At 51.9% G+C, this 25,128-nt stretch carries 17 protein-coding genes and 3 pseudogenes; 12 read left to right on the top strand and 8 right to left on the bottom strand.

The features are described from left to right. Positions 1–312: 312 nt before the first annotated feature. Together DFR77_RS06550 and DFR77_RS06545 are read right to left on the bottom strand one after the other, a co-directional pair. Complete coding sequence (locus DFR77_RS06550) at positions 313–741, bottom strand: TIGR01244 family sulfur transferase (RefSeq protein ID WP_002220419.1); 429 nt, start codon at positions 739–741, stop codon at positions 313–315. 64 nt (positions 742–805) lie between these two features. Then, entirely contained in the window at positions 806–2,554 is a 1,749-nt protein-coding gene (locus DFR77_RS06545; RefSeq protein ID WP_017146922.1) for a M61 family metallopeptidase, read from the bottom strand. 325 nt (positions 2,555–2,879) lie between these two features. Between DFR77_RS06545 and ccoN the strand changes: the two genes are divergently transcribed. The 6 genes from ccoN to recC all read left to right on the top strand — a co-directional run bounded on the left by ccoN (position 2,880) and on the right by recC (position 11,533). Beyond that, entirely contained in the window at positions 2,880–4,313 is a 1,434-nt protein-coding gene (gene ccoN, locus DFR77_RS06540) for a cytochrome-c oxidase, cbb3-type subunit I (RefSeq protein ID WP_010358857.1), read from the top strand. Between the two features lie 26 nt (positions 4,314–4,339). After that, on the top strand, positions 4,340–4,951 hold the full coding sequence (ccoO, locus tag DFR77_RS06535) for a cytochrome-c oxidase, cbb3-type subunit II (protein WP_002212596.1): 612 nt from the start codon (positions 4,340–4,342) through the stop codon (positions 4,949–4,951). A gap of 4 nt (positions 4,952–4,955) precedes the next feature. Then, positions 4,956–5,126, top strand: coding sequence for a CcoQ/FixQ family Cbb3-type cytochrome c oxidase assembly chaperone (locus DFR77_RS06530; protein WP_003693747.1), 171 nt, complete (start codon positions 4,956–4,958; stop codon positions 5,124–5,126). 23 nt (positions 5,127–5,149) lie between these two features. Continuing rightward, on the top strand, positions 5,150–6,469 hold the full coding sequence (ccoP, locus tag DFR77_RS06525; protein ID WP_003695664.1) for a cytochrome-c oxidase, cbb3-type subunit III: 1,320 nt from the start codon (positions 5,150–5,152) through the stop codon (positions 6,467–6,469). A gap of 344 nt (positions 6,470–6,813) precedes the next feature. Beyond that, positions 6,814–8,223, top strand: coding sequence for a PepSY-associated TM helix domain-containing protein (locus DFR77_RS06515; RefSeq protein WP_003693752.1), 1,410 nt, complete (start codon positions 6,814–6,816; stop codon positions 8,221–8,223). Positions 8,224–8,323: 100 nt separating this feature from the next. Next, the gene (gene recC / locus DFR77_RS06510) at positions 8,324–11,533 is read left to right on the top strand and encodes an exodeoxyribonuclease V subunit gamma (protein ID WP_003700237.1); all 3,210 of its coding nucleotides are present in this window, start codon (positions 8,324–8,326) and stop codon (positions 11,531–11,533) included. 69 nt (positions 11,534–11,602) lie between these two features. On the opposite strand, the gene mtrF is transcribed toward recC, so the two are convergent. After that, positions 11,603–13,171 carry an AbgT family antimetabolite efflux transporter MtrF gene (mtrF, locus tag DFR77_RS06505; protein ID WP_003693758.1) on the bottom strand — a complete coding sequence of 523 codons (1,569 nt, stop codon included), beginning with the start codon at positions 13,169–13,171 and terminating at the stop codon, positions 11,603–11,605. 331 nt (positions 13,172–13,502) lie between these two features. Here mtrF and DFR77_RS06500 point away from each other — a divergent pair, with 331 nt between their 5' ends. Then, entirely contained in the window at positions 13,503–13,715 is a 213-nt protein-coding gene (locus DFR77_RS06500) for a hypothetical protein (RefSeq protein WP_010358853.1), read from the top strand. Positions 13,716–13,807: 92 nt separating this feature from the next. Here DFR77_RS06500 and mtrR read toward each other — a convergent pair whose 3' ends face one another. Continuing rightward, positions 13,808–14,440 carry a multidrug efflux system transcriptional repressor MtrR gene (mtrR, locus tag DFR77_RS06495; RefSeq protein ID WP_003693763.1) on the bottom strand — a complete coding sequence of 211 codons (633 nt, stop codon included), beginning with the start codon at positions 14,438–14,440 and terminating at the stop codon, positions 13,808–13,810. A 250-nt stretch (positions 14,441–14,690) separates the two neighbouring features. Between mtrR and mtrC the strand changes: the two genes are divergently transcribed. From mtrC to mtrE, 3 genes are read left to right on the top strand one after another with little or no spacing between them, the layout of a single operon-like run. Further along, positions 14,691–15,929 (top strand): multidrug efflux RND transporter periplasmic adaptor subunit MtrC, encoded by a 1,239-nt coding sequence (gene mtrC / locus DFR77_RS06490; RefSeq protein ID WP_003693766.1) that lies wholly within the window; start codon positions 14,691–14,693, stop codon positions 15,927–15,929. An 11-nt stretch (positions 15,930–15,940) separates the two neighbouring features. Next, positions 15,941–19,144 carry a multidrug efflux RND transporter permease subunit MtrD gene (gene mtrD, locus DFR77_RS06485; RefSeq protein WP_113852064.1) on the top strand — a complete coding sequence of 1,068 codons (3,204 nt, stop codon included), beginning with the start codon at positions 15,941–15,943 and terminating at the stop codon, positions 19,142–19,144. A gap of 52 nt (positions 19,145–19,196) precedes the next feature. Beyond that, positions 19,197–20,600, top strand: a complete 1,404-nt coding sequence (gene mtrE / locus DFR77_RS06480; protein ID WP_003693770.1) for a multidrug efflux transporter outer membrane subunit MtrE — start codon at positions 19,197–19,199, stop codon at positions 20,598–20,600. Between the two features lie 200 nt (positions 20,601–20,800). On the opposite strand, the pseudogene DFR77_RS06465 reads toward mtrE, so the two are convergent. Both DFR77_RS06465 and DFR77_RS06460 read right to left on the bottom strand, forming a co-directional pair. Then, positions 20,801–20,999: pseudogene (locus DFR77_RS06465) on the bottom strand (hypothetical protein); the annotation flags it as partial. After that, a pseudogene (locus DFR77_RS06460) lies at positions 20,999–21,205 on the bottom strand (L-lactate permease); the annotation flags it as partial. The pseudogenes DFR77_RS06460 and DFR77_RS06465, both read right to left, overlap by 1 nt. 349 nt (positions 21,206–21,554) lie before the next feature. On the opposite strand from DFR77_RS06460, the gene DFR77_RS06455 reads away from it, so the two are divergent. Next, complete coding sequence (locus DFR77_RS06455; protein ID WP_003691718.1) at positions 21,555–22,334, top strand: FadR/GntR family transcriptional regulator; 780 nt, start codon at positions 21,555–21,557, stop codon at positions 22,332–22,334. 37 nt (positions 22,335–22,371) lie between these two features. Here DFR77_RS06455 and DFR77_RS13760 read toward each other — a convergent pair. Both DFR77_RS13760 and gdhA read right to left on the bottom strand, forming a co-directional pair. After that, positions 22,372–22,478, bottom strand: a pseudogene (locus DFR77_RS13760) (IS5/IS1182 family transposase); the annotation flags it as partial. A 94-nt stretch (positions 22,479–22,572) separates the two neighbouring features. Next, positions 22,573–23,907 (bottom strand): NADP-specific glutamate dehydrogenase, encoded by a 1,335-nt coding sequence (gene gdhA, locus DFR77_RS06445; protein WP_003691714.1) that lies wholly within the window; start codon positions 23,905–23,907, stop codon positions 22,573–22,575. A gap of 423 nt (positions 23,908–24,330) precedes the next feature. Here gdhA and DFR77_RS06440 point away from each other — a divergent pair, with 423 nt between their 5' ends. Continuing rightward, complete coding sequence (locus DFR77_RS06440) at positions 24,331–25,125, top strand: thymidylate synthase (RefSeq protein WP_003691712.1); 795 nt, start codon at positions 24,331–24,333, stop codon at positions 25,123–25,125. Positions 25,126–25,128 lie beyond the last annotated feature (3 nt).

Raw genomic sequence — 25,128 nt, 5'->3', positions numbered from 1 at the left:
AGTCCTGCCTGCGCGAGAATAATGAAAATGTGCATTTCTAATTTTTATAGTGGATTAACAAAAATCAGGACAAGGCAACGAAGCCGTAGACAGTACAAATAGTACGGAACCGATTCACTTGGTGCTTCAGCACCTTAGAGAATCGTTCTCTTTGAGTTAAGGCGAGGCAACGCCGTACTGGTTTTTGTTAATCCGCTATACCCGCTGTAAAAACGGAGAAGGACAGAGGACGGCAGTAAGGTTTGCCGTCCTCTTTTTCAAGTTGCGGTGGAATGCCGCTTGAAGGTGTGGTTTAAACGTTTCGGCTTGTAATCAGACGCGGGCGTTGTCCAGCCGCTCTCTGAAGTTTTCCAGATTTACACCTGCCGCTTGGGCGCGGCGGATGATTTCGTCAACCGGCATACCTTCTGCCGCCCGGCGGAAGCCCCACAGGAGGGAGCAGCGCGTACCGGTCCGGCAATAGGCAAGGACGGGATATTCGGCTTGTCCGATGAGTTGGCGGAAGGTTTCGACATCGTGTTTTTGGATGTCGCGTGCGGTAACGGGTTGGTGATGGAATCCGGTAACGCCTGCTTGTTCCAGCCACTGTTTGATTTGGGCGAAGTCGGGTTGCGATTCTTCTTCGCGGTCGGGGCGGTTGCAGATGACGGTTTTGATGCCAAGTTGCGCGATTTGTTCCGCATCGGCTTTGGTCAGTTGCGGGGAGATGTAGAGATGTTCGTCAAGTTTGAGAATCGCCATTTTGTTTCCTTTGCTTTGCGGTTGGTGTTCAGACGGCATTTTGTGTGCAATGCCGTCTGAAAGTTTAACCGAACAACCAGTTTTCCAACAGGTTGCGATCTGTGATGTGTAGGATGGCAGTATCCGCCGCCGTTGCCTGAACCGTCAAGACGGTTTGACGCAATATGCCTGCACGGAAGAAGTGGATATTGATTTTTGCCCTGACGTGGTATCGGGCCCATTGTGCGGCAAAGTCGGTGCAGGCATAACCGTCTAAAGCAATGATTTTGTCTTGCGGGCACAGTGCCGCAGATTCCGCACTTCCGCCGTTGAAGACATGGGTCAGGACGATATGGTCGGCGTTTTGTTTGAAGCGTGCGCCGAAATCGCCCGTCGGCGGGATGGGGAAAATGTGTTCCGCATATCCGCCGCCGTGTTGTCGGGGAAGCGGCAGGAAGGTCAGTTTCACGCCTGTGGTTGCCAGGCATTCGGCAAGCGGCAAATCTTCGGTGCTGTACAATGCCGTCTGAAAAAAATCTGTCAAATCCAAGCCGGTAATTTCCTGACAACGGATTTGCCAGTGTTTTTCCGGAATACCCGAGTGTGTGTCCCTCCACTCCCGATAGAGTTTGTCCATTACCGTATCAAGGGAATGTCTGCCGTTGCTTCGGTTGCGTATTATCAGATCAAGGCACAATGCGGCAAGTGCGCCTTTTTGGTAGTAGCTGACGATGGCGTTGGGGCTGTTTTCATCCGGTTTGTAAAATTTGTTCCACGCGGTAAAACTCGATTCCGCCAAGGTCTGCCTCAAACGGCCGCGGGTTTGTTGTACGCGCGTAATGCCTTGTGCTAGCAGGTTTAAATAAAATTCGGGCGAGATGGTGCGGCTGCGTGCCAAAAACAAATCGTCGTAATAGGATGTAATGCCTTCGAATGCCCATAGTTGTTCGGTATAGTTTTCTTTGTCGAGGTCATAAGGGGCGAATGCGGCAGGTTTGATGGATTTGACGTTCCACGCGTGAAAATATTCGTGGGAGAAAAGTCCGAGCAATGTGGTGTAGGCATCGTCGGCATCGGTCATACCGTACGGCGGAAGGCTGTGGCGATCGGCGAGCAGTGCGGTGCTGTCGGTGTGTTCCAAACCGCCGTAAATATGGTCGCCGACGTGGAGCAGGAACAAATATTTCTCAAATGGGGCAGGGGAGGAGAACATCGCCAGTTCTGTTTCGCAGATTTTTTTGATGTCCGAAACCAGCCTGTCGCGGTCGAAATCGGGATATATGCCGCTTAAGGCAATCGTGTGCGGAATGCCTGCCGCCTCAAAATCTAAAAATTCAATCAAGCCCATCTCGACAGGTCGGTCAATCAATTCGTCATAAGATGCCGTCTGAAAGACAAGCCTCCCTGTTTCCGGCAGCGTTGTGGCAATACGCCATTCGGGTGGAATGCCTGTCAATTCCAAGCGGTGCGGCAGCGTTTCCGTTCCTTCGACTTTCAAAAACAGGCACGATCCGTCAAAAAAACCGCGTTCTGTCGTCAGGAAAGAACCTCGAACCGACAAATCGAATGCATATACGGTGTAGCGGATTTGCCACTCGCCGCGTACGGCGGCAGTGTGCCAGCGGTTTTTTGCAATTTGTTCGAGCGGCATGGACGTGCCGTTGCAGGATGCATGGATAGAAGTGATGTGGCGGGAAAAATCCCGAATCAGATAGCTGCCCGGCACCCAATTCGGAAGGCTTATTTCTATAGGAAAATCATTATCTTGTGTGAATTTCAGCAGGATGTGCCATTCATGGTCTAGAGGGGACGGGGCTATTTTATAATGAATCATAACTATCAAATATATCGTTAAACGGGATGGATTAAATGCCTTTAAAATGCAGCTTAACCTACATCAATAAAGTGCCACAAAAAGGGAAAATTGGAAACAAAAGCAATGGCGGCCGGGTTGTAATTTATTATAACAATATGATTTATATGTAATAAAAAACAGATTAAGCAAAGGGTTCGCCGGCGGCGCGAATGTAATTCCGCTTGGCGTAATAAGGCAGATATGTTAAATTTAGAAAAAATTATGCTTGCCCGGATTGCACCTTAAACAGGCTGCGGAAGCGGCAGGATAAAAATCTTTATTCCCATAATTCATGGAGACTCTCATGGACACACAAACTTACAACTACAAAGTGGTGCGCCAGTTCGCCATCATGACTGTAGTTTGGGGGATTGTGGGCATGTTGGTCGGCGTTATCGTCGCCGCCCAGCTTTTTGCTCCTGCCCTCGACTTGTCTAATATCGGACCTTGGTTCCACTTCGGCCGCCTGCGTCCGCTGCACACCAATGCGGTTATTTTCGCATTTGGCGGTTGCGGTCTGATCGGCACATCATACTACGTTGTCCAACGTACTTGTAATACCCGTCTTTTCGGCGGTTGGCTGCCGGCATTTACCTTTTGGGGTTGGCAGGCGGTAATCGTTGCCGCCGTCGTCAGCTTCCCTATGGGTTGGACCCAAGGTAAGGAATATGCCGAACTGGAATGGCCGATTGACATTCTGATTACTTTGGTTTGGGTGGCTTACGCCATCGTATTCTTCGGTACGATTGCCAAACGCAAGGTAAAACACATTTACGTTGCCAACTGGTTCTACGGCGGCTTTATTTTGGCGGTCGCACTTTTGCACATCGTCAACAATATCAGCATCCCGGCCGGTTTGATGAAGTCATACCCCGTCTATTCCGGTGCGATTGATGCTATGGTTCAATGGTGGTACGGGCATAACGCCGTGGGCTTCTTCCTGACTGCCGGCTTTTTGGGTATGATGTACTATTTCGTACCCAAACAAGCAGCCCGCCCCGTTTACTCCTACCGCCTGTCCGTCGTTCACTTCTGGGCGTTGATTTTCACCTATATGTGGGCGGGTCCGCACCATCTTCACTACACTGCGCTGCCTGACTGGACGCAATCTTTGGGTATGGTTCTGTCCTTGATTTTGTTCGCACCCTCTTGGGGCGGTATGATTAACGGCATTATGACCTTGTCCGGCGCGTGGGACAAACTGCGTACAGACCCGATTCTTAAATTCCTGATTGTATCCTTGTCCTTCTACGGTATGTCTACCTTTGAAGGCCCGATGATGTCGATTAAAACGGTCAATGCATTGAGCCACTATACGGACTGGACCGTCGCGCACGTTCATGCGGGTGCGTTGGGCTGGGTAGGCTTTGTAACCATCGGTTCCGTCTATTACATGATTCCCCGTCTGTTCGGCAAAGAGCAGATGCACAGCACCAAGCTGGTAGAGGCGCATTTCTGGATTGCGACTATCGGTGTGGTTCTGTATATCGCCGCGATGTGGATTGCAGGTGTGATGCAGGGTTTGATGTGGAGTTCTCTGAACGATGACGGTACGCTGACCTACTCGTTTGTCGAATCCGTAAAACGCACCATGCCTTACTACATGATCCGTTTTGCAGGTGGTTTATTGTATCTGAGTGGCATGTGCATTATGGCGTACAACGTGTACCGCACAGCCATCGGTGGTAAAGCAGTCGATGCCGAAATCCCTGCGGTTTCCCAAACACAGCACCACTAAAATACTAAGAAAGATAGGCTACCAAAATGAAATTACAACAATTGGCTGAAGAAAAAATCGGCGTTCTGATTGTGTTCACGCTGCTTGTAGTCAGTGTCGGTCTGTTGATTGAAGTTGTGCCCTTGGCCTTTACCAAGGCGGCAACACAGCCGGCGCCGGGCGTGAAGCCTTACAATGCCCTGCAGGTTGCCGGACGCGATATTTACATCCGTGAGGGCTGTTACAACTGCCACTCTCAAATGATTCGTCCGTTCCGTGCGGAAACTGAGCGTTACGGTCATTACTCTGTTGCCGGAGAGTCGGTTTACGACCATCCGTTCCAATGGGGTTCCAAACGTACCGGTCCTGATTTGGCACGTGTGGGCGGCCGCTATTCCGACGAATGGCACCGCATCCACCTGCTGAATCCCCGTGATGTCGTGCCTGAGTCCAATATGCCGGCATTCCCGTGGCTTGCACGCAATAAAGTCGATGTCGATGCAACCGTTGCCAACATGAAGGCTTTGCGTAAAGTAGGTACTCCTTACAGTGATGAGGAAATTGCGAAAGCGCCTGAGGCTTTGGCAAACAAATCCGAGCTGGATGCTGTAGTCGCCTATCTGCAAGGATTGGGTCTGGCTTTGAAAAACGTAAGGTAACATCATGGATATTAACGGTATTCGCGCTCTTTTCACGGTATGGATCTTTATCTGTTTCCTGTTAGTACTCTATATCGTCTTCAACAGGCGGAATAAGAAAAACTACGATGATGCCGCAAACAGCATTTTTGCTGAAAACCAAGATGCGCAAGATAAGAAAAGCGAAAACCGTTAATATTGTGATAACGGAGCAAAACAATGAACGCAACATCCCAATTTACCAGTAATTTCTGGAATATATATATTGCAGTTATTGTCTTACTGAGCTTTATCGCTTTGGCTTGGCTGCTGCTGTCTCAAAATGTTGTCAAACGTCCGAAGAAGGGCGAAGAAGTACAAACTACGGGTCATGAGTGGGACGGCATTGCCGAATACGACAATCCGCTGCCCCGCTGGTGGTTTTGGCTGTGTGTTTTGACGTGGCTGTTCGGTATCGGTTATCTGGTTATGTATCCGGGTGTCGGCGACTACAAAGGTCTGCTGAAATGGACCAGCCATAACCAATATGAAAAAGAGGTCAAAAAAGCCGATGAGCAATACGGCAAACTGTATGCCAAGTTTGCGGATATGCCGATTGAAAAAGTGGCAAAAGACCCACAGGCCAAGCAAATCGCCCAAAACCTGTTTAACACTTATTGTATCCAGTGCCACGGCTCTGATGCCAAAGGTTCTAAAGGTTTTCCGAATCTGACCGATAGCGATTGGTTGTGGGGCGGCGATCCCGATAAAATCCACGAGACCATCGAAAAAGGCCGTGTTGCGACTATGCCTGCCTGGGGTCCTGCTTTGGGCGAAGAAGGCGTGAAAGACGTTGCCCATTATGTGATGTCCCTTTCAAAACCCAAAGGTCAGTATGATGAGGAACGTGCCGCGCGCGGACAAGCCTTGTTCAGCGGTCCGCCTGCCAACTGTTTCACTTGCCACGGCGATAAGGGACAAGGTATCCAAGGTTTGGGTCCGAACCTGACTGATGACGTGTGGTTGTGGGGCGGTACGCAAAAATCCATTATCGAAACCATTACCAACGGTCGCAGCAGCCAAATGCCCGCTTGGGGACATTTCTTAGATAAAGACAAACTGCATATCATGACTGCTTATGTATGGGGTCTTTCCAATAAAGACGGTAAAGCTCCGGTGAAAAAAGCCGAGCCTGCACCGGCGGCAGAACCCGCACCATCTGCTCCTGCAGAAGCAGCACAAGCCGCTTCTGAAGCCAAACCTGCCGCAGCAGAACCTAAAGCCGAGGAAAAAGCCGCACCTGCCGCCAAAGCGGATGGCAAACAGGTTTATGAAACCGTTTGTGCCGCCTGCCATGGCAATGCAATTCCAGGTATTCCCCATGTAGGCACCAAAGCCGACTGGGCCGACCGCATCAAAAAAGGTAAGGACACGTTGCACAAACACGCGATCGAAGGTTTCAATACGATGCCCGCAAAAGGCGGTCGCGGCGATTTGAGCGATGATGAGGTCAAAGCTGCGGTTGACTATATGGTCAACCAGTCAGGCGGTAAGTTCTAACCGTTGTTTTCCGACTTTGTCGGATGCAGAAATCCGGATTCATATCGAATCCGGATTTTTTATTTTGAACGGAAATCCTGTTTTTGATTTATGCCGTCTGAAAGTGGGGATTTTGATGCTTAAGCAGTCAGACCGACTGATATTTTTGTATGGTTTAAAGAATGGTGCAGTTGGGTGTCGGACAGCATTGTTTGATGCTTTCAGACGGCATATAGGTTTGTTTCTTCAAAATTGAATCTTTTTTCATATGTTGCAAAAAAAATTGATTTTAGTCATAAAGAATTAGTCTTTATTGTTTATAATCGCGCATCATCACGATAGCCTTAATTTCAAAAGGACGATTAATGGATACACAAATCAAAACTGAAGCCGGTCAGCAGAATAACCGGCATTATCTGAGCGTTTGGAGGTGGCATTTTTATGCCGGTTTATTGGTTATGCCCTTCTTGACCCTGCTTGCCGTTACAGGTTTGGGTATGCTGTTGTTTGCCAATATTACCGGTAAAGAGGGAGAGCGTATTCACGTTTTCCCTCAGGCAGTGGTGCAACCCCTCTCTGTTCAGGCAGAAGCGGCACGCGGTGCCATTAATCCGGAGACTTCGTCCGTCGTCCAATATATTGCACCGCGTGCCGATGATATGGTTGCTGTGTTCCGTGTCAACAATGAGGGTAAGGCAACCATGGTTGCGGTCGATCCTTATACGGCAAAAGTGGTCAACACCATGCCGCGCAATCAGGGTTGGTATCACACTATGGATGAAATCCACGGCGATATGATGCTCGGTGCGGCAGGCGATTATCTTTTGGAAACGGCAGCTTCACTGACCATTATTATGGTTGTCAGCGGCTTGTACCTTTGGTGGGCGAAACAGCGCGGCATTAAAGCGATGCTGCTGCCGCCAAAAGGCAGGGCGCGTTCTTGGTGGCGGAATCTGCACGGCGCGTTTGGAACTTGGGTGTCGTTGATTTTACTGTTGTTCTGCCTGTCGGGTATTGCTTGGGCAGGTATTTGGGGCGGCAAGTTCGTGCAGGCTTGGAGTCAGTTCCCGGCCGGCAAATGGGGTGTCGAACCGAACCCCGTTTCAGTCGTGCCGACCCACGGCGAGGTATTGAATGACGGCAAGGTTAAGGAAGTGCCGTGGATTTTGGAGCTTACGCCTATGCCTGTCTCAGGGACGACTGTGGGTGAAAACGGCATTAACCCCAGCGAGCCGATGACATTGGAAACCGTCGACCGTTTCGCGCGGGAAATCGGTTTCAAAGGGCGTTATCAGTTGAATTTGCCCAAAGGCGAGGACGGGGTATGGACTTTGTCGCAGGATTCTATGAGTTATGACATGATCAGCCCGTTTGCCGACCGCACGGTGCATATCGACCAGTACAGCGGCAAGATTCTTGCCGACATCCGTTTTGACGATTACAACCCGTTCGGCAAATTTATGGCGGCAAGCATTGCGCTGCATATGGGGACTTTGGGCTGGTGGAGCGTGTTGGCGAACGTCGTGTTCTGCCTTGCCGTGATTTTTATCGGCATCAGCGGCTGCGTGATGTGGTGGAAACGCCGTCCGTCCGGCGTGGCGGGCATTGTTCCTCCGGCGCAAAAAATCAAACTGCCCGTCTGGTGGGCGATGGCATTGCCGCTGCTGTTGATTGCACTGCTTTTCCCGACCGCGCTGCTTGCCATTGCCGTGATTTGGCTGTTGGATACCTTGCTGCTGTCGCGGATTCCTGTGTTGAGGAAATGGTTTAAATGACCCGATGCCGTCTGAAGCGTTCAGACGGCATTTTGTTTGCGGGCGGCTTGCCCGAGAAGCTATATAATTCCGCATCACTGTCATTTTGAAAAAGCAAGCCATGTTTTACCTGTACCAATCCAACCGCCTCGAATCGCTCGCTGCACTGTTTGCCCGCATTCAAAAAGTCAAACCGCTGAAATGTGCCTTGCAGCCCGAACAGATTGTTGTGCAGAGCCAGGGGATGCGCCGCTACCTCAACACCTGCCTCGCCCGCGATTTGGGCGTGGCGGCGAATTTGGCGTTCAGCCTGCCCGCCGGCCTGACGTGGAAGTTGATGAAAAAACTGATTCCCGGTATTCCCGAACTCAGCCCGTTTGCACCCGAAGTCATGCGCTGGCGGCTGCTGGATTTGTTCCGCAGCGCAGAATTTCAAAACGGAGCGGAATTTGAAGATGTGAGGAATGTGCTGCAAGACTATCTGGGCAGCGGAGAATCGGCGGATTACCAGCTTGCGGGACAGCTTGCAGACATATTCGACCAATACCTCGTGTACCGTCCTCAGTGGATAGACGCTTGGCAGCAGGGCAGGATACTCGGTTTGGGCGACGACGAAATCTGGCAGTCCAAACTGTGGCGTTACCTCGACGACGGCAGGCAGAGCGCGCCGCACCGTGTCGCGTTGTGGGAAAAACTGCTTGCCGCGTTGGACAAGGATAAGCTGCCCGAGCGTTATTTCGTGTTCGGCATTTCCACGATGGCGCCGATGTATTTGCAGCTTTTGCACAAGCTGTCCGAACATTGCGACGTGTTCGTGTTCGCACTCAATCCGAGCGGGATGCATTGGGGCAACGTCATCGAAGCGGCGCAAATCCTCAAAGGCGGCGGCGATCCCGATCTGACGCAGGCAGGGCATCCGCTGCTTGCCTCATTGGGCAAGCAGGGGCGCGACTTTTTCGACTTTTTGAACGAAATGGAAATAGAAGAAGAAACGCCGGTATTTGAAGAAGGCGGGCGCGATACGCTTTTGCACGCCCTGCAAACCGATATTCAAAACCTGAAAATGCCGTCTGAAAATGTGGGAAGCGTCAACACGGGCGACGGCTCGATACGCATCGTCTCCGCACACAGCCCTTTGCGCGAATTGCAGATACTCAAAGACAAACTGTTGAAAATTCTGCATGAACATCCCGATTGGCAGCCGCACGACATCGCCGTATTAACCCCGAACATCGAACCCTATACGCCTTTTATCGAAGCCGTGTTCGGACAGGCGCAGCCCGGCGCGCAGGCATTGCCGTATTCCGTTTCGGACGTGAAAATTAGCCGCCGGCAACCGTTTTTTTATGCGTTGGAGTGCGTGTCTGACTTGCTGGAAAGCCGTTTTGAAGTCGGCAAAGTGCTCGCGCTTTTGGAAACCGCGCCCGTGTTGCGCCGTTTCGGACTGACCGGGGACGATTTGCCGCTTTTGCACGATATGGTTGCCGATTTGAACGTCCATTGGGGATTGGACGGCGCAATGCGCGGCGGCACGGATCAGCTGTTTACCTGGAAGCAGGCGGCAGACCGTATGGTATTGGGCTGGATGCTGCCCGAAGGCGGCAACCCGATGTGGCAGGATGTCAGCGCGTGGTATGCCGACGTGAACCAAACCGCCCTGTTCGGACGTTTTGCCGCCTTCCTCGAAACCCTGTCGGATATTGCCCGGATATGGCGGCAGCCCGCGACGGTCGGAGAATGGGTGGCGCGTTGCCGGGATTTGCCCGACAGATTGTTCGAAGCCGGAGCCGATGACCAAAAGGCAGTCCAAAACCTCGAAAACGAATGGGTCAAATGGCAGGCGGAAACCGAATTGGCGCAATTTTCCGGACAGTTGCCGCCGCACACCGTCATCCGCCACATCCGCCGCTTCCTCGACAGCGAAAGCGAGGCAGGCTTTTTACGCGGCGGCATCACCTTTTGCAGTATGGTGCCGATGCGGAGCCTGCCGTTCAAAGTCATCTGCCTGTTGGGTTTGAACGACGGAGATTTTCCCCGCAATACCAAAGCCGCCGTATTCGACCTGGTTGCCAAACATCCCGCCAAAGGCGACCGCGCCCGCCGCGACGACGACCGCTACCTGTTCCTCGAAGCCCTCATCAGCGCGCGCGAAATCCTGTATTTGTCCTACATCGGGCGCGACATCCGCAAAGACGAAGAACTGGCTCCGTCTTCTTTGTTGGGCGAACTCATCGATACCGTTGCCGCTATGGCGGGCATTGGTAGCCGCCAACTTGCACAAAATTGGATAGAACAGCATCCGCTGCAAGCCTTCTCGCGCCGATATTTCCAAGAAGGCGGACGTTCAGACGGCATATTCGGCACGCGTACCGACTACGCCGCCGCGCTCGGACAAACGCCCGAACCGCCGCGCCCTTTTTTCGACCAACCCGTAGAAAACGCCGAACCCGTTGCCGAAATCGGACAGGACGAATTTATCCGCTTCTGGCGCAACCCCGTCAAAGTATGGCTTCAGCAGCAGCTTGCGTGGAGCGAACCCCATATCGGCGAAGCCTGGGAACCTGCCGAACCCTTCGATCCGCAACACGCGGAGCAAATCGCCGAAACCTATATCGGGGCGCGCCGCGAAGGACAAGATTTTTCCCAAACCGCCGCCCGTATCGCGGCGGAAAGCCTCCTGCCGTCGGGAGAGTTGGGCAGACTTTGGCAGCAGGACTTCCAAACCGCCGCCAAACAAATCGACACGTCGGTTTTAAACAGCCCAAAACTTCCTCCGTTCCCATACGCCATACCGTCGGACGGGCAAATCCTGAAAGGCAGCTTGGGCAATCTGTACCGCTGCGGTCAGGTGTTTTACGCCTACGGCAAACCCAATGCGCCGCAACGTGTGGCTTTTTTGTTGGAACACCTGATATTTTGCGCCGTTATGCCGTCTGAAGCCGAAACGCGGCAAACCTTTATCGTCCAATCCGGAGAAACAGAAGTATTGGCGGAAATCGCGCAAGACAGGGCATTGCAGCTGTTGTCGGAATGGATGGCGTTTTTCAATATCGGGCAAAACCGCCCGCTGCCGTTTTTTGCCAAAACCTCGCTTGCCGCCGCCGAAGCGTTTGCCCAAAAACAAGATTGGGAAGCCGCCCTGAAAAAAGCCCAAACCGCCTATTACGGCAGCAAAGTCAGCAAAGGGCAGAAAGACTATACCGAAGTCGCCCTCGTGTTCGGCAACGCAAGCCAAAACCCGCTCGAACAGCCCCTGTTTGAAAACCTCGCCCGCCTGCTCGCCGACACGCTTGCCGCAGCGGAAAAGAGGGAAGGGACCGGAGAAGCCTGACGGGATGGAAAGGCAAATGCCGTCTGAAAACAGAAAAAAGGTTTTCAGACGGTATTTTGTTTATCGTGTTTAAGGTGCGGGATACAAAGTGGGCGCGCCGGGGCCGACGGGCAGGCCCAAAACAAATACCCAAATGCAGAATAAGGCGATCCATGCAATCAAAAAGAAGGCGGAATACGGCAACATCATAGAAATCAGAGTACCCACGCCCGCATCTTTTTTGTATTTCATCACCGTCGCCATAATCAGCCCGAAATAACTCATCATCGGCGTAATAATATTGGTAACGGAATCACCGATGCGGTAAGCGGCTTGAATGACTTCGGGCGCGTAACCGGCCAACATCAGCATAGGGACAAAAATCGGTGCGGTTACCGCCCATTGCGCGGAAGCGGAGCCTATCATCAGATTGATAAAAGCACAAATTAAAATAAAACCGATAAACAACACGCTGCCGGCCAAGCCGACTTCTTTTAAGAACACCGCCCCTTTAACGGCAATATATTGCCCAATATTCGTCCAATTAAAAAATGCGACAAACTGTGCGGCAAAAAAGATGATGACCAAATAAAGTCCCAAAGTACTCATCGATTCGGCCATCGCATTAACGACTTCCCGTTCGCCGCGCAAACTTCGGGTTATCCGGCCATAAACAATGCCCGGTAGCGCAAACAACAAGAAAATAAAAACAACAATCGATTTTAAAAACGGCGAACCGGCAACCAATCCTGTTTCAGGATGACGCAAAATACCGTCGGCAGGGACGATGCTCCAAGCCAATAGGGCGGATAAAGCAATAAACACCACGCCTGCCCAAATTAATCCTTTATATTCCAAAGGCGTGATTTCATTGGAATGCCGGATGTCTTTTTCTTCTTGTGACAAATCTGACTGATAAGGGCCCAATTGCGGTTCGACGATTTTTTCAGTAACAAAATAACCAATCAAAGCAATCACAAACGTACTGGCTGCCATAAAAAACCAGTTGGCTTCAGGGCCTACGACGTAGTCGGGGTGGATGATTTGCGCCGCCTGTTGGGTGATGCCTGCCAAGAGCGGATCGATTGTGCCTAAGAACAGATTGGCCGAATAACCGCCCGAAACGCCGGCGAAAGCCGCAGCCAGACCGGCAAGCGGATGGCGGCCGAGGGAATGAAAGATGACGGCGGACAAAGGGATTAGGACGACATAGCCCAACTCAGAAGCGGTATTAGATAAAATCCCTGTAAAAACAACCATAAAAGTAGTGAGTTTGCGTGGGGATTTTGTGAGCAATAAGCGCATTAATGCGGAAATCAAGCCCGATTTTTCCGCAATCCCCACACCCAATAAAGAAACCAACACCGTTCCCAACGGCGCGAAACCGGTGAAATTTTTAACGGTATGCGTCAGGATTTTGATCAAACCGTCGGCATCGAGCAGGCTGACAACGTGAATCAAACCGTCATCGGCACGTCCTTTCGCCCCAACAGGACGCGGATCGGGGACGGATAGTCCGAAATACGCACCGACGGCAGAGGCAATCAGCAATAACACAATGAAAATAATAAAAAGCGTAACCGGGTGCGGCAACATATTGCCCAGCCATTCGACTGTGCGTAAAAATCGTCCGCTACGACGCGCGTCGGTTTGACTCATCTGCTTCTCCTTAAAAAAATATATTGAGTGCATTAAATTTTTGAATTTAACATGAAGTGTTTTGTAAGCAAACTAAAATAATCGTATATGTATATAACCGTAATAGATTAAAACGGAAAATGCCCACATCGTTATTCTCATAAAGGCGGTAATCCGAAAACTTGACGTTAAAGCCTTATCAGGAATGACTGGAACTCAAAAAAACGAATTCCCGCCTGCGCGGGAATGACGGGATTTTCGGTTTTTGTTTGCAAGAATGCCGGAGAAAAATGCAGTTTGCATTCGAATGGTATTGTTATTAATTGTAAATAAATATTGGAAGGTAAATGATATGAAAAATGAAATTCAAAAAATCATGGATAAATATGATCCATGGCATGAAGATGATTTTGAGTCGTATGAAGACATTGCCAAAGATGTATCGTTGATGACAGATAAAACGTTCATTGAACATTATTTGTTAGAAGTTTATTCAGAAGAAAACGGACATTTTGACCAAGACAATGTTCATGCGATGATAGGGGAAATTAAAAATGCAATTTAGTGAATATGTATTTTTAGAAGAATGCTTTGTGTCATTTTGATGCCGTTTGAAAGGGTTTGTTTGTTTCAGACGGCATTGTTACCAAGGCTTGATTATTTCCGGCGCAGGCAGGGATGGTTTTCCAAGTTGTCCATCATTATCCCGATGATGCGCGGGGCGGTTTTGCCCAAATCGAAACTTTCGCCGGAAGAGAACCAACGCCAAATCAGCCCGTCCAACGTCGATTTGATGAAGATGACCGCCGTTTCCTTGTCCAAATCGTCAGCCAAATCCTGATTTTCCACCGCTTCGGTCAAAACGGCGGTAATTTTCTCGCGCCAGATTGCCTGATGCTTGCGGGCAATGGCGATAACGGCGGCGTTTTGTTCCGTATGTTCGCACTTTAAAAACAGGATGTTGTGGAATTTGTAGTGGATGTCGTTGCTTTGCAGCCGCTCGAAAAAGTGCAGCAGCGTGTGGCGGAATACCGTCCAAGAACCTCCTTCGGCATCTGCGGCATCTTGCGCGATGCAGTTTTCGATGTCGTCGCAGATACGTTGGAACAACGCGTCAAACAAGTCTTCCTTATTTTTGAAATGCCAATAGAGCGCGCCGCGCGTTACGCCGGCGGCTTGGGCGATTTCGTTGAGCGAGGTGCGGGCAATCCCTTTGCGGTAAAAGGTTTCCAAGGCGGCAAGCATCAGGTGTTCTTTGGTTTTCAAGGCTTCGGTTTTGGTTTTTCTCATAATGGCGTTTTCGTTTCGGGTCGGTTTGACGAGGGCGGATTATAAAAAAGACTTTTTATCCGTGCAATCGTGTATGTATAATGAAACCCATAAAATTGAGACTGCATCTCAACTTTGAAAACAGGTATAACCTGCTTTGCAACCCGTTCGAACATTCGGGTATCAAAGCAGGCGGTTTTTATATCCTGAAATAAGAATGCCTGTTGATTGGCAAAACCCTTTACATCAAACCAGACAGATAGGATAAATAATGGCTTTTTATGCTTCTAAGGCGATGCGTGCGGCCGCGTTGGCTGCCGCCGTTGCATTGGCACTGTCGTCTTGCGGTAAAGGCGGAGACGCGGCGCAGGGCGGGCAGCCTGCGGGTCGGGAAGCCCCCGCGCCCGTCGTCGGCGTCGTAACCGTCCATCCGCAAACCGTCGCATTGACCGTCGAGTTGCCGGGGCGTTTGGAATCGCTGCGTACCGCCGATGTCCGCGCCCAAGTCGGCGGCATCATCCAAAAACGCCTGTTCCAAGAAGGCAGTTATGTCCGCGCCGGGCAGCCGCTGTATCAGATCGACAGTTCCACTTATGAAGCAGGTCTGGAAAGCGCGCGCGCGCAACTGGCAACGGCACAGGCAACGCTTGCCAAAGCGGATGCGGATTTGGCGCGTTACAAACCGCTGGTTTCCGCCGATGCCATCAGTAAACAAGAGTACGATGCTGCGGTAACGGCGAAACGTTCTGCCGAAGCAAGCGTTAAAGCGGCGCAGGCGGCGATCAAATCCGCCGGCATCAATCTGAACCGTTCGCGCATTACCGCGCCGATTTCGGGCTTTATCGGTCAGTCCAAAGTTTCCGAAGGTACGCTGTTGAATGCGGGCGATACAACTGTTTTAGCCACCATCCGCCAAACCAATCCGATGTATGTGAACGTTACCCAGTCTGCATCCGAAGTGATGAAACTGCGCCGGCAGATAGCCGAAGGCAAGCTGCTGGCGGCGGATGGTGCGATTGCGGTCGGCATCAAATTTGACGACGGTACGGTTTATCCTGAAAAAGGCCGCCTGCTGTTTGCTGATCCGACCGTTGACGAATCGACCGGTCAGATTACCTTGCGCGCCGCCGTATCGAACGATCAGAATATCCTGATGCCCGGCCTGTATGTGCGTGTGCTGATGGATCAGGTGGCGGCGGATAATGCATTCATCGTTCCACAGCAGGCGGTAACGCGCGGTGCGAAAGATACCGTGATGATTGTGAATGCCCAGGGCGGTATGGAACCCCGCGAGGTAACGGTCGCGCAACAGCAGGGTACGAATTGGATTGTTACGTCGGGTCTGAAGGACGGGGACAAGGTGGTTGTGGAAGGCATCAGTATCGCCGGTATGACGGGGGCGAAAAAGGTAACGCCTAAAGAATGGGCGCCGTCTGAAAACCAAGCTGCCGCCCCTCAAGCCGGCGTTCAGACGGCATCTGAAGCCAAACCTGCTTCTGAAGCGAAATAAGGAAGGCATCGATGGCTAAATTCTTTATCGACCGCCCCATTTTCGCGTGGGTTATTTCGATTTTCATTATTGCGGCAGGTATTTTCGGCATTAAAAGCCTGCCGGTTTCGCAATATCCGTCCGTTGCCGCCCCGACCATTACTTTGCACGCCATTTATCCGGGTGCGTCCGCACAAGTGATGGAAGGCAGCGTACTTTCCGTGATCGAACGGAATATGAACGGCGTGGAAGGTTTGGACTATATGTCCACTTCCGTCGATTCGAGCGGCAGCGGCAGCGTGAGCCTGACCTTTACGCCCGATACCGACGAGAATCTGGCGCAGGTGGAAGTGCAGAACAAGCTTTCCGAAGTATTGAGCACGCTGCCGGCAACCGTCCAGCAATACGGCGTAACCGTATCCAAGGCGCGTTCCAATTTCCTGATGATTGTGATGCTTTCGTCGGATGTGCAGTCAACCGAAGAGATGAACGACTACGCGCAGCGCAACGTCGTTCCCGAATTGCAGCGTATCGAAGGCGTGGGGCAGGTCCGCCTGTTCGGCGCGCAACGCGCGATGCGGATTTGGGTCGATCCTAAGAAACTGCAAAACTACAATTTGTCGTTTGCCGATGTCGGCAGCGCGTTGTCGGCGCAGAATATCCAAATTTCCGCAGGTTCCATCGGTTCGCTTCCCGCTGTGCGCGGACAGACGGTTACGGCTACCGTAACGGCGCAAGGGCAGTTGGGTACGGCAGAAGAATTCGGCAACGTCATCCTCCGCGCCAATACCGACGGTTCTAATATTTACCTGAAGGATGTGGCGAAAGTCGGATTGGGTATGGAAGACTATTCTTCCTCAACCCGCCTGAACGGGGTAAATACCACCGGTATGGCGGTAATGTTGTCCAACAGCGGCAATGCGATGGCGACGGCAAAGGCGGTAAAAGAACGCTTGGCGGTGCTGGAAAAATACTTTCCGCAGGGTATGAGTTGGAAAACCCCTTACGATACTTCCAAATTCGTTGAAATTTCGATTGAAAAAGTGATTCACACTTTAATCGAAGCGATGGTGCTGGTGTTTGTCGTAATGTACCTCTTCCTGCAAAACATCCGTTATACGCTGATTCCGACCATCGTCGTACCGATTTCCCTGTTGGGCGGTTTCGCCTTCATCTCTTATATGGGGATGTCGATTAACGTATTGACGATGTTTGCGATGATATTGGTCATCGGCATCGTGGTCGATGACGCGATTGTGGTGGTTGAAAACGTCGAGCGCATTATGGCGGGTGAAGGCCTGCCGCCCAAAGAAGCGACCAAAAAAGCGATGGGTCAGATTTCGGGCGCGGTCATCGGTATTACCGCCGTTCTGATTTCCGTGTTCGTGCCTCTGGCGATGTTCAGCGGGGCGGCCGGCAATATTTACAAACAGTTTGCCCTGACGATGGCGTCATCAATCGCATTCTCCGCCTTCCTTGCGCTGACCCTTACCCCTGCTTTGTGTGCCACAATGTTGAAGACAATCCCGAAAGGGCATCACGAAGAGAAAAAAGGTTTCTTCGGCTGGTTCAACAAGAAATTCGACAGTTGGACGCACGGCTACGAAGGCCGGGTTGCCAAAGTGCTGCGTAAGACTTTCCGCATGATGGTTGTCTATATCGGCTTGGCGGTTGTGGGCGTGTTCCTGTTTATGCGCCTGCCGACTTCGTTCCTGCCGACCGAAGACCAAGGCTTCGTTATGGTCAGCGTGCAACTGCCTGCGGGTGCGACCAAAGAGCGCACCGATGCGACGCTAGCACAAGTTACCCAACTGGCGAAAAGCATTCCCGAAATTGAAAACATCATTACCGTTTCCGGCTTCAGCTTTTCGGGCAGCGGTCAGAATATGGCGATGGGTTTTGCCATATTGAAAGATTGGAACGAACGTACCGCCTCCGGCAGCGATGCCGTTGCGGTTGCCGGCAAGCTGACGGGTATGATGATGGGGACGCTTAAAGACGGTTTCGGCATCGCCGTCGTCCCGCCTCCGATTCTGGAGTTGGGCAACGGTTCGGGCCTGAGCATCAACCTGCAAGACCGCAACAATACCGGCCATACCGCATTGCTGGCGAAGCGCAACGAGCTGATTCAGAAAATGCGTGCCAGCGGTTTGTTTGACCCCAGCACCGTCCGTGCCGGCGGTTTGGAAGACTCGCCGCAGTTGAAAATCGACATCAACCGTGCCGCAGCGGCGGCGCAAGGCATTTCGTTTGCCGACATCCGCACCGCATTGGCAAGCGCGCTGAGTTCGTCTTATGTCAGCGACTTCCCGAACCAAGGCCGTCTGCAACGCGTGATGGTGCAGGCCGACGAGGATGCCCGTATGCAGCCTGCCGATATTTTGAACCTGACCGTGCCGAACAAATCCGGCGTCGCCGTACCGCTTTCCACCATTGCTACTGTTTCTTGGGAAAACGGTACGGAACAGAGCGTACGCTTCAACGGTTATCCCTCGATGAAGCTGTCCGCTTCGCCTGCAACCGGCGTTTCCACCGGGCAGGCTATGGCGGCGGTTCAAAAAATGGTTGACGAATTGGGCGGCGGTTACAGCTTCGAATGGGGCGGACAGTCGCGCGAAGAGGCAAAAGGCGGCTCGCAAACCCTGATTTTGTACGGTTTGGCGGTTGCAGCCGTATTTTTGGTACTTGCCGCGCTTTATGAAAGCTGGTCGATTCCGCTGGCGGTCATCCTTGTGATTCCGTTGGGTTTGATCGGTGCGGCTGCGGGCGTAACCGGGCGCAACCTGTTTGAAGGACTGTTGGGCAGCGTTCCCTCGTTTGCCAACGACATCTACTTCCAAGTCGGTTTCGTTACTGTGATGGGTTTGAGTGCGAAAAACGCGATTCTGATTATCGAATTTGCCAAAGACCTTCAAGCGCAAGGGAAAAGCGCGGTCGAAGCCGCTTTGGAGGCAGCCCGCCTGCGTTTCCGTCCGATTATCATGACCTCGTTTGCCTTTATTTTGGGCGTGGTTCCCCTGTATATTGCCGCTGGTGCGAGTTCTGCCAGCCAGCGCGCCATCGGCACGACCGTATTCTGGGGGATGCTCATCGGCACGCTCTTGTCCGTGTTCCTTGTTCCGCTTTTTTATGTAGTGGTGCGCAAATTCTTCAAAGAAACTGCACACGAGCATGAAATGGCGGTCAGACATGCATCAAAAGCGGGTATAACCGGTTCGGACGATAAACAATATTAAGCAAAATACCGTCTGAGAACCGCCGGTTTTCAGACGGCATCAGGACTTTTTTATGAATACTACATTGAAAACTACCTTGACCTCTGTTGCAGCAGCCTTTGCATTGTCTGCCTGCACCATGATTCCTCAATACGAGCAGCCCAAAGTCGAAGTTGCGGAAACCTTCCAAAACGACACATCGGTTTCTTCCATCCGCGCGGTTGATTTGGGTTGGCATGACTATTTTGCCGACCCGCGCCTGCAAAAGCTGATCGACATCGCACTCGAGCGCAATACCAGTTTGCGTACAGCCGTATTGAACAGCGAAATCTACCGCAAACAATACATGATCGAGCGCAACAACCTCCTGCCCACGCTTGCCGCCAATGCGAACGGCTCGCGCCAAGGCAGCTTGAGCGGCGGCAATGTCAGCAGCAGCTACAATGTCGGACTGGGTGCGGCATCTTACGAACTCGATCTGTTCGGGCGCGTGCGCAGCAGCAGCGAAGCAGCACTGCAAGGCTATTTTGCCAGCGTTGCCAACCGCGATGCGGCACATTTGAGTCTGATTGCCACCGTTGCCAAAGCCTATTTCAACGAGCGTTATGCCGAAGAAGCGATGTCTTTGGCGCAGCGTGTCTTGAAAACGCGCGAGGAAACCTACAAGCTGTCCGAATTGCGGTACAAGGCAGGCGTGATTTCCGCCGTCGCCCTGCGCCAGCAGGAAGCCTTGATTGAATCTGCCAAAGCCGATTATGCCCATGCCGCGCGCAGCCGCGAACAGGCGCGCAATGCCTTGGCAACCTTGATTAACCGTCCGATACCCGAAGACCTGCCCGCCGGTTTGCCGTTGGACAAGCAGTTTTTTGTTGAAAAACTGCCTGCCGGTTTGAGTTCCGAAGTATTGCTCGACCGTCCCGACATCCGCGCCGCCGAACACGCGCTCAAACAGGCAAACGCCAATATCGGTGCGGCGCGCGCCGCCTTTTTCCCGTCCATCCGCCTGACCGGAAGCGTCGGTACGGGTTCTGTCGAATTGGGCGGGCTGTTCAAAAGCGGCACGGGCGTTTGGGCGTTCGCGCCGTCTATTACCCTGCCGATTTTTACTTGGGGAACGAACAAGGCGAACCTTGATGTGGCAAAACTGCGCCAACAGGCACAAATTGTTGCCTATGAATCCGCCGTCCAATCCGCCTTTCAAGACGTGGCAAACGCATTGGCGGCGCGCGAGCAGCTGGATAAAGCCTATGACGCTTTAAGCAAACAAAGCCGCGCCTCTAAAGAAGCGTTGCGCTTGGTCGGACTGCGTTACAAACACGGCGTATCCGGCGCGCTCGATTTGCTCGATGCGGAACGCATCAGCTATTCGGCGGAAGGTGCGGCTTTGTCGGCACAACTGACCCGCGCCGAAAACCTTGCCGATTTGTACAAGGCGCTCGGCGGCGGATTGAAACGGGATACCCAAACCGGCAAATAACCGCCCGGGCAAACAAATGCCGTCTGAAACGATAAGGTTTCAGACGGCATTTCTTTCTTTATAGTGGATTAACAAAAACCAGTACGGCGTTGCCCCGCCTTAGCTCAAAGAGAACGATTCCCTAAGGCGCCCAAGCACCGGGCGAATCGGTTCCGTACTATTTGTACTGTCTGCGGCCCGCCGCCTTGTCCTGATTTTTGTTAATCCACTATATGTTTGACGGTTGCGGTCAGGCTGCGCGGCGTGCCGTAAACGTGAATGTCGGGCATCGTGCGGCAGCGTTTGTTAAAGACGTTTTCAAAGTCCAAACCGATGCGGGTGGATTTGCCGATTTTGTAATGCGCGGTCAAGTCCAGTGTAGCGTATGGGGCGTTGGGTCAATCCGGCTGCGGCGACAGGGAAGAAACCGCCATACCCGTCGGCATCCCGAAGCCGAATACGGCAACGGCAAGCGCAATCAGCAGCGTATAAAGCCCCGCCTGATAGCCTTTCAGCTTCAGGACGGTCAGCGCGGCAAAGAAAAAGACGATGGGTAAGAGTGCGGCGGCGGCAGTCAGATACAGGCTGCCGCCGATTGCCGTGTAGTTTTGAACCCAAGTTTCCATAATTGAACATCTCCGAAAATATTTTTCTAATCGTCGGCAATAGTGGTCAAACCAATTAAAGCAACGTTGCATTACTTTACGAAACTTTAATATTCAGGTCAATATATTTTTGGGCGGTTCGGCAGATTTGAATCGGAGCTTTCATTTAAATCCCGTTAAAACAAATATTTGCATGAACAAAAATTGTAGTTTGGTGTAGTTTTTTCCTGTGTTTCGGGGGCGGTGCGAGGTAAGTGCCGTTGACGGCGGGAACGGCGTGTCATTAGAATCCGCCCTGATTGGCCAGTCCAATTTGATGTTTGATGTATTTCGGAAGGGTTCTGCAGGGAATCTTTATAAAGGAGGAGTGATGAAACTGGTAAGGCCTCAGAAAATCAGCGATCAGGTATTGTCGGTATTGGAAGGCCGCATCGTGGAAGGGGTTTACGCGGAAGGGGGCAAGATTCCGCCCGAACGCGTTTTGGCGGAAGAGTTCGGCGTTTCGCGTCCGTCGGTCCGGTCGGCATTGAATATTTTGGTTGCCCGTCAGATTTTGGAAGCGAGGCAGGGCGATGGTTATTATGTTTCGGTCAAGCCGCAGCAGGATTTTTTGCAAAGTTGGCAGGAGCTTTTGGGCAAACATTCCAATTGGGAACAGGATGTTTTTGATTTCAGCTGCCACATCGAGGGCTGTATGGCGGCATTGGCGGCAGAACGCCGGACGGATGCCGATTTGAAGCGGATTCGGTTTTGGCTTGAAAAGTTTGAGGAAGCGTGCGGAAGCGGCAATCTGGAACATCAGGGCGAAGCCGATGTCAGCTTCCATCAGACGATTGCGGATGCGGCGCACAATTTGTTGTTCAGCCATTTGTCGGGCGGTTTGTTGAAAATGCTGTACCGGCAGACGCGCAGCAGCCTTATTTATCTGAATCAGGAAGAAGATCCGCGTCCGAAACTGATGGCGCAGCACCGCGTGCTGTATGAGGCGATATCGAACCGCCGGCCGGGCGAGGCTTCGGAGGCGGCAAAGGCTCATTTGAATTATGTGGCGAGCAGCATATTGAAAGACAGGGAATATCAGAGCCGTAACCGCCACGCGGATACTTTGGCGCAAAACGATTTGAAGCGCGTGCAGGATTGGGAGGTATGAATACCGTTCAGACGGTCTGGCATATTCGGATGTATCGGTATAGTGAACTAAATTTAAACCAGTACGGCGTTGCCTCGCCTTGCCGTACTATTTGTACTGTCTGCGGCTCGCCGCCTTGTCCTGATTTAAATTTAATTCACTATAGTATTACCCGATTCGAACGGGCGGATAATGAAATGCCGTCTGAACAGCATTTGCGGTTCGGACGGCATTTTGTTTGCGGGGCGGAGGCGTTTGCTTAGAAGCCTTGCGCCAGCATCGCATCGGCAACTTTGACGAAGCCGGCGATGTTCGCACCGTTGACGTAGTTCACTTTGTCGCCGACTTTGCCGTATTTCAGGCAGGACTCGTGGATGCTTTGCATGATGCCGAACAGTCGGCTGTCCACTTCTTCGCGCGCCCAAGACAGGCGGATGGCGTTTTGGCTCATTTCCAAGCCCGAAGTTGCCACGCCGCCGGCGTTGGAGGCTTTGCCCGGAGCGTAGAGGATGCCGGCTTTGATAAATTGCTCGACCGCGCCCAAAGTCGACGGCATATTCGCGCCTTCGGCAACGACGTAGCAGCCGTTTGCCAACAGGGTTTTGGCGGCTTCTTCGTCCAATTCGTTCTGGGTCGCGCAGGGCAGGGCGATTTCGGCGGCAACGCCCCACGGTTTTTGGTTTTCAAAGTATTGCAAACCTTGCTCTTTGGCGTAGGTGGCAACGCGTTCGCGGCGGACTTCTTTCAATTCGATCAAGGCGGCGAGTTGCGCTTCGGTCATACCGATGTCGGGGAAGAGGACGAAGCCGTCGGAGTCGGAGACGGTCAGCACTTTCGCACCCAGTTGGATGGCTTTTTCAGCGGCGTATTGCGCCACGTTGCCGGAACCGGAAATCAGAACGCGTTTGCCTTCAAAACTATCGTTGCGGGTTTGCAGCATCGCTTGGGCGAAATAGACGCAGCCGTAGCCGGTCGCCTCGGGGCGGATGAGGCTGCCACCCCATTCCAAACCTTTGCCGGTCAGGACGGAAGTGAATTCATTGCGGATTTTTTTGTATTGTCCGAACAGGTAGCCGATTTCGCGTCCGCCTACGCCGATGTCGCCGGCCGGAACATCGGTGTCCGCGCCGATGTGGCGGTAGAGTTCGGTCATAAAGGCTTGGCAGAAGCGCATTACTTCGGCATCGGATTTGCCTTTGGGGTCGAAGTCGGAACCGCCTTTGCCGCCGCCCATAGGCAGGGTGGTCAAGGCGTTTTTGAACACTTGTTCAAAAGCGAGGAATTTCAACACGCCCAAATCGACGGTCGGGTGGAAGCGCAGGCCGCCTTTGTAAGGGCCGATGGCGGAACTCATTTGCACGCGGTAGCCGCGGTTGACTTGGACTTGTCCTTTGTCGTCCTGCCAGGTTACGCGGAACATCACGACGCGTTCGGGTTCGACGATGCGTTCCAGCAGGCTTTGCTGGGTGTATTTCGGATTTTTTGCCAAAAACGGATCAAGGCTCATGAAGACTTCTTCAACCGCCTGATGGAACGGCTCCTGATTGGGGTTGCGTTGTTTGAGGTTGGCAAACAGGGTGTTCAGGTCAGTCATTCGGATACTCCTTTTGGTTGATATTGTACTAATGGGAAAACAAATTTGTAGTTGGCAATATAAACCTATTTTTTTCTGATGCCAAGCCTAATTTTGCACAAATTGTTGACATTATTTTTCCCATATTTTCGATATATGATGTTTATTGCCGATAATCAACCAATAATCATAAATTAATTTCTCAAATAAAAAATATTATTGGAATTTTATTCTAAGTAGTTAAACTAGATTTTTTGATTCCAATCAAGATAATTTTGTTTTCACGCCTGCTTTTGCTGTGAAAAAGGGCTGAAATTGCCAACAATCCTGCCTGCCTTCATCCGCGTTTTGAGCGTCCGGCGGGGCGGCCTGCGCGTTTGTCCGGACTCGGGTGTTGGCCGGAAATGTTACAATATGTGCCGTTTAATTTGATGAAAGATGATGATGAAGGCCTATTTGGACTTGATGCGCCACGTCCTCGACAACGGTACGGACAAATCAGACCGCACCGGTACGGGTACGCGCTCCGTATTCGGTTATCAGATGCGTTTTGACTTGGGCAAAGGTTTTCCGCTGCTGACGACCAAAAAGCTGCATTTGCGCTCGATAATCCACGAGCTGCTTTGGTTCCTCAAAGGCGATACCAATATCAAATACCTGAAGGATAACAATGTTTCCATTTGGGACGAGTGGGCGGACGAAAACGGCGACTTGGGCCCGGTTTACGGCTACCAATGGCGCAGCTGGCCCGCGCCCGACGGCAGGCATATCGACCAAATCGCCAATGTGGTGGAACAAATTAAGAAAAACCCCGACTCGCGCCGCCTGATTGTGTCGGCGTGGAATCCGGCTTTGGTCGATGAGATGGCCTTGCCGCCCTGCCACGCGCTGTTTCAGTTTTACGTTGCCGACGGCAAACTGTCCTGCCAGCTTTACCAGCGTAGTGCAGATATTTTCCTTGGTGTGCCGTTTAATATTGCCAGCTACGCGCTGTTGACGATGATGATGGCGCAAGTGTGCGGGCTGGAGGCGGGCGAGTTTGTCCATACGTTTGGCGACGCGCATTTGTACCGTAACCATTTCGAACAGGCCGCATTGCAGTTGGAACGCGAACCGCGCGCCTTGCCTGTGATGAAAATCAATCCTGAAGTCAAGGATTTGTTTGCCTTCAAGTTTGAAGATTTCGAGTTGGAAGGCTACGATCCGCATCCGCACATCAAGGCGGTAGTGTCGGTTTAGGAG

It is taken from the genome of Neisseria gonorrhoeae (assembly GCF_003315235.1).
GTDB classification, from domain to species: domain Bacteria; phylum Pseudomonadota; class Gammaproteobacteria; order Burkholderiales; family Neisseriaceae; genus Neisseria; species Neisseria gonorrhoeae.
The sequence above is the reverse complement of the archived record's forward strand: the minus strand, read 5'-3'. Positions and strand labels throughout refer to the sequence as shown.